Here is a 7,160-nt window from a genome sequence, read left to right as displayed (position 1 = left end):
GCCCTGAGTGGGGGTATCCTTAAAAGTGATAAATAATATCAAAAAAATGCCCGTTAGCTTTAGCTAACGGGCATTTTTTTAATTATTAAAGCTGAATTAGTACCACCAAAGCCAAATGAATTGCTCAAGAAAGCATTGATGGACTTTTGTTGCGTACTGCTGATAATATTTAGCTTGGCACTGTCTTCATCGGGGGTTTCGAAGTTGATATTAGGAGCTATAAAGTCGTGTTGCATCATTAGTATGCTGTATATGAGCTCGCTTGCCCCTGCCATCCAGCATTCGTGTCCCGTCATCGATTTAGTAGAGCTCACAGGCGTTTTGCTGCCAAATACTTCGTAAATAGCCTTTGCTTCATTGGCATCGCCTATGGGGGTAGATGTAGCGTGCGCATTGATATAGTCTATCTCGTGGGGCTGCATACCTGCATTTTGCAGTGCTCGCCTCATCGCGCGGGCGGGGCCTTCTACACTTGGGGTAGAGATATGAGCGCCGTTAGAAGAAAAGCCGTAGCCTACTACTTCGGCTATAGGGGTAGCCCCACGCTTTAGCGCGTGCTCATAACTTTCGAGTATAAGGGTGGCAGCCCCTCCGCTAGGTACTAAGCCGTCTCGATGTGCATCAAACGGACGAGAGGCAAGTGCAGGCGCCTCTTCGCGTATTGAGAAAACTCCTAATCCGTCGAAACTGCCCATACAATAAGGGTTTACCTCTTGGGCTCCGCCGCATATGATACAATCTTGCATACCGCTCTGTATCAGTAGATAGCCCAACCCTACGGCGTGCGAACCACTGGCACAAGCCGCGCTAATGCTCATATTCACTCCGCGCAGCTGAAAGAGCGTGGAGAGGTTCATCGTAACGGTAGAGTTCATTGTGCGAAATACTGCCCCTGAACCGAGTAATGCCGTGTCTTTCTTCTCGCGTATTTTGTCGTGTGTGAGTACTACCGATTCGGCTACGCTATCGTTTCCGTAGAGAATGCCTACTTCATTCTGGCGTAGAAAATCGAGGTCTATCTGTGCCGCGCTAAGGGCATCGCGGGTAGCCATATAGGCAAACTCACTTTCCTGCCCCATAGATATGCGCTCTCTCCGCCCCAATATACCTTTGAGTTCTGGGGTAGGCAGAACACCTGTAAGGGCTGACCTATAGCCCATCAGCTTGCGCTCGGGCTGTACTACAATACCCGACTTCCCCTGATATAATGAGCTATAGACCTCGCTTAGCGAAGTGCCTATACACGAATAAATCCCCATTCCTGTGATGACAACCCTCATAAGAATTTTGATTAGAGTGATGAAAGGTCTTTACCGATGTCTCTTCGGTAATAAGCCCCTTCGAAATGTATTTTGCTGATACTGTGGTATGACTTCTGTAGCGCTTGGTGAAAATCAGCACCTAATGAGGTGATTGCCAATACCCTACCGCCTGCCGTTAGCAGTGCGCCCTCTTTTAGGGTTGTGCCTGCGTGGTATACCATACTATCGGTTACACTTTCGGTGCCGGTGATGACTTTCCCTTTTTCGTATTCCTCAGGATAGCCCCCTGATACCATTACCACTGTGGTAGCGCTTTCTGGGGTTACCTTTAGCTCTTGTGCAGCCAAAGTGCCGTTGTAAAGCGATTGGAATAGAGGCACTAAGTCGCTTTCTATGCGAGGTAAAACCACTTCTGTTTCGGGGTCGCCCATACGCACGTTGTATTCTATCACGTAAGGTTCGCCTTCAACTTTTATAAGTCCGATGAAAACAAAACCTTTATAGACAATGCCTTCTGCTTGTAGTCCGTTGATGGTAGGTTTTACGATGCGCTCTTCTATCTTCTGCATAAAAGCGGCATCGGCAAAAGGCACCGGAGAAACCGCCCCCATACCACCAGTGTTGAGCCCTGTATCGGCTTCGCCTATACGCTTGTAGTCTTTGGCAGTAGGCAATATTTTATAATCGACGCCATCGGTTAGCACAAAACAGCTAAGCTCTATACCTTTGAGGAACTCTTCAATCACTACTTTGGTGCTGGCTTGCCCGAACTTAGCATCGATAAGCATATGGCGTAGTTCGGCTTGTGCTTCGTGTAGGTCTTCGAGTATTACGACCCCTTTGCCTGCCGCCAATCCGTCGGCTTTGAGGACGTAAGGGGCTTTCATCGTGCTGAGGAAAGCACAACCTTCTTCAACCGTTTCCTTAGTAAAACTCGCATATTTAGCCGTAGGAATGTTATGGCGCACCATAAACTCTTTGGCAAACTCTTTACTGCCCTCGAGGGTAGCACCGAGTTGCGAAGGGCCTATTACTTGTACGTGAGCAAGGTCTTTGTCGCTAACGAAGAAATCATATACCCCTTTTACTAAAGGGTCTTCGGGACCTACTACCACCATTGCAATCTCTTTTTCGAGTACAAAGGCTTTTAGCGCAGGAAAGTCGGTAGGGCTAATAGCTACATTGGTAGCTACGTGGTGAGTACCCCCATTGCCAGGGGCTATGTAGAGCTGGTCGCAAAGTGGACTGCTGTGTAGTTTTACGGCAAAGGCGTGTTCGCGACCGCCAGAGCCTAAGATTAGTATATTCATTTCTGTCAATTTGTCGATTTGTTGATTTTGCCGATTAGTCAATTTGTTTTATTTGTTGATTTTGCAAATGGGTATGGGTTGCATTTTGTGTTGGTTAGCACGGTTGAGGCGGGTGTATATCTCGAATACTTCGCGCTGTCTGCCTGTGAAGGCTTCGGCAGTTTGTCCTTGCTCAGTTTGGAGCATAGCCCACTCTAACTCGTCGTAAGTGGCTTTTAACTGGTCTTCATCGCTGCGGTCATCGCCAAAAAGTCCGTCAGAGGGTTTGGCTTTGAGAATGCTTTGAGGCACCTGTAAGTACTCGCCAAGTTTGTACACTTCACTCTTCATCAGGTCGGCTATAGGACTGATGTCTACGCCTCCATCGCCGTATTTGGTGAAGAAGCCTACGCCAAAATCTTCTATCTTATTGCCGGTACCTACTACGATATACCCCTCTAAACCAGCGAAGTAGTAAAGAGTCGTCATTCGTAGGCGGGCACGGGTGTTCGCCAAAGCCATTTCGTAGGTGGGCTTATCGGTCAGCGGCACTTGCACTACGAATTGGTCGAATACAGGGGTGAGGTCTACCCGCAAATTAGTGACGTTAGGGTAGTGCGCCTTGAGGAAGCTGATGTGCTCTTCGGCTCTGCTTATGTGGCTTTCTGCCTGATGAATGGGCATTTCGAGGCAAAGGGTAGGTAACCCCGTACGCGCGCAGAGAGTAGAGACTACGGCTGAGTCTACCCCTCCTGATATGCCTATCACCAAGCCTTTGACACGGGCTTGCTGGGCGTAGTTTTTTATCCAATCAATGATTTGAGAAGCTGTTTTTTCCACTTTTTGATATTTTTGAATTGTTATGATAGGAAATTTACTATAGCATCGCCGTTTTGGGCTGCTGTGGTAAAAAACTGTTGCAACTTTTCGAAGTGATACTTTAGGTAAGAAAAATCATCTTCGTTCCACTCTAATGAGGGATAAAGCTCTTCATTTGCAGCCATCTCTTCGGGATTGTAGTTTTCCCTTAAGTCAGCTTCGGACATAGCACTGAGTCGCTTACTGAGTGCCGCCACTTGAGCGGGGGTAATGTAGTGCGCAGGTCCAAATCCATAGAGGTCAGACTGCTCATCAAAAAGCTGTCCGCTGAAAAAGAGGCGAGATACATCATCGTCGGAATCTTCTTCGTAGCCGCATACGAAAGCACTGCCTGTGAGTAGGTACATAATGCCGCTCCATGCCTTATCAACATCAAATAAACGTTCACTGGTTTCTTCAGCCTCGAAAAGCGTATGAATCTCCTCTTCGAGTGCCTTAGGTTCTTTTAGATATTTGTCAAACTCCGCCTTAGGTACGCGGAGGTAGTTCATAATCATACCCATAATATTGCTGTTTTACTATTGAAAGCACAAAGATAGTAATTTAATGACAAATGGCAAATGGCAAATGACAAATTAGGATATTTTTCTGTTTTCGGGTTTTTGGGGAGATATTTATACTTTGGGCGATGTTGTGTTCTTCCTGTATCGTTCCTGTATCGTTCCTATATCGTTCCTATATTGTTTGTATAGGGTAAGTAAGAACAGAAAAAATTTCGGTGGTGTTTCAAAAAGTATGATGAAAAACAACAAGTCTTGCGAAAAGCTCGTTTTATTCTATGTCTCAATTTACAGTTATTCCACTCTATCCCAACAGTATATGCTTTTCCTATTAGATGATTATCCTCTTTAAAAGTTGTTTTAAAACTTTTCCAATCATCAGTTGCTATAGAATCATAGGTAATATTCAGTTCTTTAAGTTGCTTCCTTAACTTTTTAGCTGTTCTTAAATCTCTTTTACCCCAAACATAAGTTATAATTTCTCGTGTTTCTCTGTCATAAGCGTATATAAGCCACTGTTTGTTCTCTTTTTTCTGAACATAAGTCCAAAATTCATCATACTTTTTAAATCACCTCCAAATTTTTTTATCTATGATAGAAAGAAATTTTTGATACGTTTGTATATCTGTTGATTATTTGTTATTTTTGTAGCCCAAAATTAAGCCCTATGGCTACATACAAACTACCCTTGCATTTTTGATGTAGATACGGACACTGATTACTTTTTGGGGCATCTGGTGAATATCAGGCTCGATGATAACTACCGCCTTCATTTAGAAACGATTAGTGGATAATAAACCTATGAAAAAACTTACTTTTGAGAAATATGGCTTGAGTCCGGAGAAAGTGGAACAGCTCAGGGCTTATAAGATTTTGCCCGATAAACAAACCCTAAAAAACCTCATCAAAGCCTACGAAACGGACAAGGCGGAAGAAACAGAAATTGCTGATTTTCAGAGAGAGCTGAGCCAGCCTATCGATGAGGAATATATTCGTTTTCTGTTGGAGCACAACGGAGGCATTCCTTCTAAAAACAGGGTGAAAGGCAGTAAGGTGGTAATAGACCGCTTTTTGGCTTTTCGGTCGGCTTATAAGTTTCATTCGCTGATAGACTTGTATACTGACTTTCAGAAACAGGGAATACCGATTGCGTGCACTCCTGCGGGCGATACGCTTCTATTAGCAGAAGACCAGCAGATTTATCTTTTTAATCATAATATACAAGACATAGAGCCCTCTCCTATTGCTACTTCTTTTGCCGATTTACTAATGAAACTTTATTAATTTGCAATGATTGATTACACTCCCAAAGAACATGGCTGGGCAATGGTAACTATTAGCAATGGCACTACCGAAATAGCCTTTGTAGCCTCTCACTTGCACGATAGTAGGCAGGATTTGATACGCTCGGTAGCAACCTTAGAAAAGTACAAAGAAGCAATCGTTGTTTTTCAAGATGAACCCGATGGTTATGTACTTCACTTAGAGCGCGATAACAAGCATTGCTATTATACCCTTCATTCCTTTAAAAATTATGACCCAACAGCCCTTTGCGAATTGGTTTTAGAAGGAAACATCAGTTTAGCGAGTTATAAAAACGACATAGCAAAGATAAAATAACACTATATGGAAATTACACAAGCCCTTAAAACAGAAATTTACTACGCTCTTACCGATTTTTTAAATGCTTATAAATCGCAAAATACCCAAGTATTAGCTGAAAAATTTGATATTTCAGGAGAATTTTTAGAAGAAATCTATGAAATGCTTGACTTTGTAGAAGACAAAAGCGTATTACACCTCTTTCCTATAGAAGAAATGGATAAAGAAGAAGGCGGAGGGGTGAATTTAGAGGTGTATAACTTCAACAATGATGATACCGCTGTAGGAGTGGAAGCCCACTTGTGGGATGATCAAGAATATTTTGCCATCATCAAAGGATATTACAACCTTAGAGACCAATTTCCTAAGTTTGTATTTCACTACTTTAGTTGTTAATACACCCGTTGAGGCTATCTGAAAAGTCTCAAAATCGCTTTTGCATCGCTATACTTTTGCGAGTTATAAAAACGACATAGCAAAGATAAAATAACACTATATGGAAATCACACGAGCCCTTAAAACAGAAATTTACCATTTTAAATCACCTCCAAAATTTCTAAATTTAAAACATAATTCCGTTTTCTACTAAACTTTCATAGGCTTTCTCGGTGATAATTACGTGGTCTAATAGTTTGATGTCTAAGGTTTCGGCTGCTGTTTTTACTCTCTGGGTTAGCTGTATGTCGTCGTGGCTGGGCTCGGTGCTGCCTGAAGGGTGGTTGTGTACTAAAATAATTGCGACGGCACCTTGCTCTAAGGCGTTTTTGAAGAGAAGTCGTATATCGACGGTAGTATGCGTGATGCCTCCTGAAGAAAGTCGGCATTTGTGAATGACGCGATTGGCGCTATTGAGGTATAGCACCCAAAACTCTTCGTGCGGCAGGTCGCCAATAAGGGGTTGCATTAAGGTGAAGATGTTATGAGGGGCTTCGATTCTAGGCTGTGGCTCAGGTGTTTCGGCAGCACGCCTACGCCCGATTTCGGTAGCGGCGAGAATTGTGATTGCTTTGGCTGTTCCGATGCCTTTGAAGGCGGTGAGCTGTGCGAGGGTTTGTTTGCCCAAAGTGGTTAGGCTATTGCCTACTGAAGCCAATATGCGTCTGCTTAAAGCAACGGCACTTTCATTGGCAGCCCCTGAGCCAATGAGAATGGCTAAAAGTTCTGCATTGCTTAATGCGGTTTTGCCTTGCGCCATCATCTTTTCGCGAGGTTTATCGGTGTCTTCCCAGTTTTTAATCGTCATAATTTAGTGGTTTGGATTGGGGGTGTTAATAATACTCTATGATTCTCTTTCTTGTGGTTGTGAGTTTGCCGTCTTCGTATTCCTTGACGACAGTGGCACTGCCTTGGGCATCATATTCATACTCGTAAGTGGTAGTAACCGAATAAGTAGCATACTTCCGTTCACGTTTTTCTAAATAGTCCTTGCTGTTGTAGGTACATATAGAGGTTAAAAAAAGCTCATTTTCGCTGCCTATGTAAAACTCTCCTTTAATGACTTGTCCTTTTTTGTTATGGGTTAGTACATTTTTCTGCTTACTTCCGTCTTTGTGTTCAATATTTATTTCTCTCTTGAGATTCTTATGGTCATAAGTGGAGTTCATTACAATCTTTTCATCATCTTTTTT

8 protein-coding genes and 2 pseudogenes are annotated in these 7,160 nt (G+C 43.3%); 3 read left to right on the top strand and 7 right to left on the bottom strand.

Annotated elements, in window-relative coordinates:
- Window positions 1-59: 59 nt before the first annotated feature.
- The 5 genes and pseudogenes from HMPREF9074_RS09045 to HMPREF9074_RS11960 all read right to left on the bottom strand — a co-directional run.
- The gene (locus tag HMPREF9074_RS09045; RefSeq protein ID WP_009390135.1) at window positions 60-1,280 is read right to left on the bottom strand and encodes a beta-ketoacyl-[acyl-carrier-protein] synthase family protein; all 1,221 of its coding nucleotides are present in this window, start codon (window positions 1,278-1,280) and stop codon (window positions 60-62) included.
- Between the two features lie 11 nt (window positions 1,281-1,291).
- The gene (gene purD / locus HMPREF9074_RS09040) at window positions 1,292-2,572 is read right to left on the bottom strand and encodes a phosphoribosylamine--glycine ligase (protein WP_009390137.1); all 1,281 of its coding nucleotides are present in this window, start codon (window positions 2,570-2,572) and stop codon (window positions 1,292-1,294) included.
- 48 nt (window positions 2,573-2,620) lie between these two features.
- Entirely contained in the window at window positions 2,621-3,391 is a 771-nt protein-coding gene (nadE, locus tag HMPREF9074_RS09035) for an NAD(+) synthase (RefSeq protein ID WP_009390138.1), read from the bottom strand.
- Between the two features lie 20 nt (window positions 3,392-3,411).
- Window positions 3,412-3,933 (bottom strand): YfbM family protein, encoded by a 522-nt coding sequence (locus HMPREF9074_RS09030; protein ID WP_009390143.1) that lies wholly within the window; start codon window positions 3,931-3,933, stop codon window positions 3,412-3,414.
- 161 nt (window positions 3,934-4,094) lie between these two features.
- Window positions 4,095-4,478 (bottom strand): annotated as a pseudogene (locus HMPREF9074_RS11960) (IS1 family transposase); the annotation flags it as partial.
- Between the two features lie 253 nt (window positions 4,479-4,731).
- On the opposite strand from HMPREF9074_RS11960, the gene HMPREF9074_RS09025 reads away from it, so the two are divergent.
- The 3 genes from HMPREF9074_RS09025 to HMPREF9074_RS09015 are packed head-to-tail and all read left to right on the top strand — an operon-like array spanning window position 4,732 to window position 5,928.
- The gene (locus HMPREF9074_RS09025) at window positions 4,732-5,214 is read left to right on the top strand and encodes an SMI1/KNR4 family protein (RefSeq protein ID WP_009390144.1); all 483 of its coding nucleotides are present in this window, start codon (window positions 4,732-4,734) and stop codon (window positions 5,212-5,214) included.
- A gap of 6 nt (window positions 5,215-5,220) precedes the next feature.
- On the top strand, window positions 5,221-5,550 hold the full coding sequence (locus HMPREF9074_RS09020) for a hypothetical protein (RefSeq protein WP_009390146.1): 330 nt from the start codon (window positions 5,221-5,223) through the stop codon (window positions 5,548-5,550).
- Between the two features lie 6 nt (window positions 5,551-5,556).
- Window positions 5,557-5,928 carry a hypothetical protein gene (locus HMPREF9074_RS09015; protein ID WP_009390148.1) on the top strand — a complete coding sequence of 124 codons (372 nt, stop codon included), beginning with the start codon at window positions 5,557-5,559 and terminating at the stop codon, window positions 5,926-5,928.
- Between the two features lie 166 nt (window positions 5,929-6,094).
- Here HMPREF9074_RS09015 and radC read toward each other — a convergent pair whose 3' ends face one another.
- Together radC and HMPREF9074_RS09005 are read right to left on the bottom strand one after the other, a co-directional pair.
- On the bottom strand, window positions 6,095-6,775 hold the full coding sequence (gene radC / locus HMPREF9074_RS09010; RefSeq protein WP_009390150.1) for a RadC family protein: 681 nt from the start codon (window positions 6,773-6,775) through the stop codon (window positions 6,095-6,097).
- 25 nt (window positions 6,776-6,800) lie between these two features.
- Window positions 6,801-7,160, bottom strand: a pseudogene (locus HMPREF9074_RS09005) (hypothetical protein); the annotation flags it as partial.

The organism is Capnocytophaga sp. oral taxon 329 str. F0087 (genome assembly GCF_000213295.2).
In the GTDB taxonomy this organism is placed as follows: Bacteria; Bacteroidota; Bacteroidia; order Flavobacteriales; family Flavobacteriaceae; genus Capnocytophaga; species Capnocytophaga leadbetteri_A.
The sequence above is the reverse complement of the archived record's forward strand: the minus strand, read 5'-3'. Positions and strand labels throughout refer to the sequence as shown.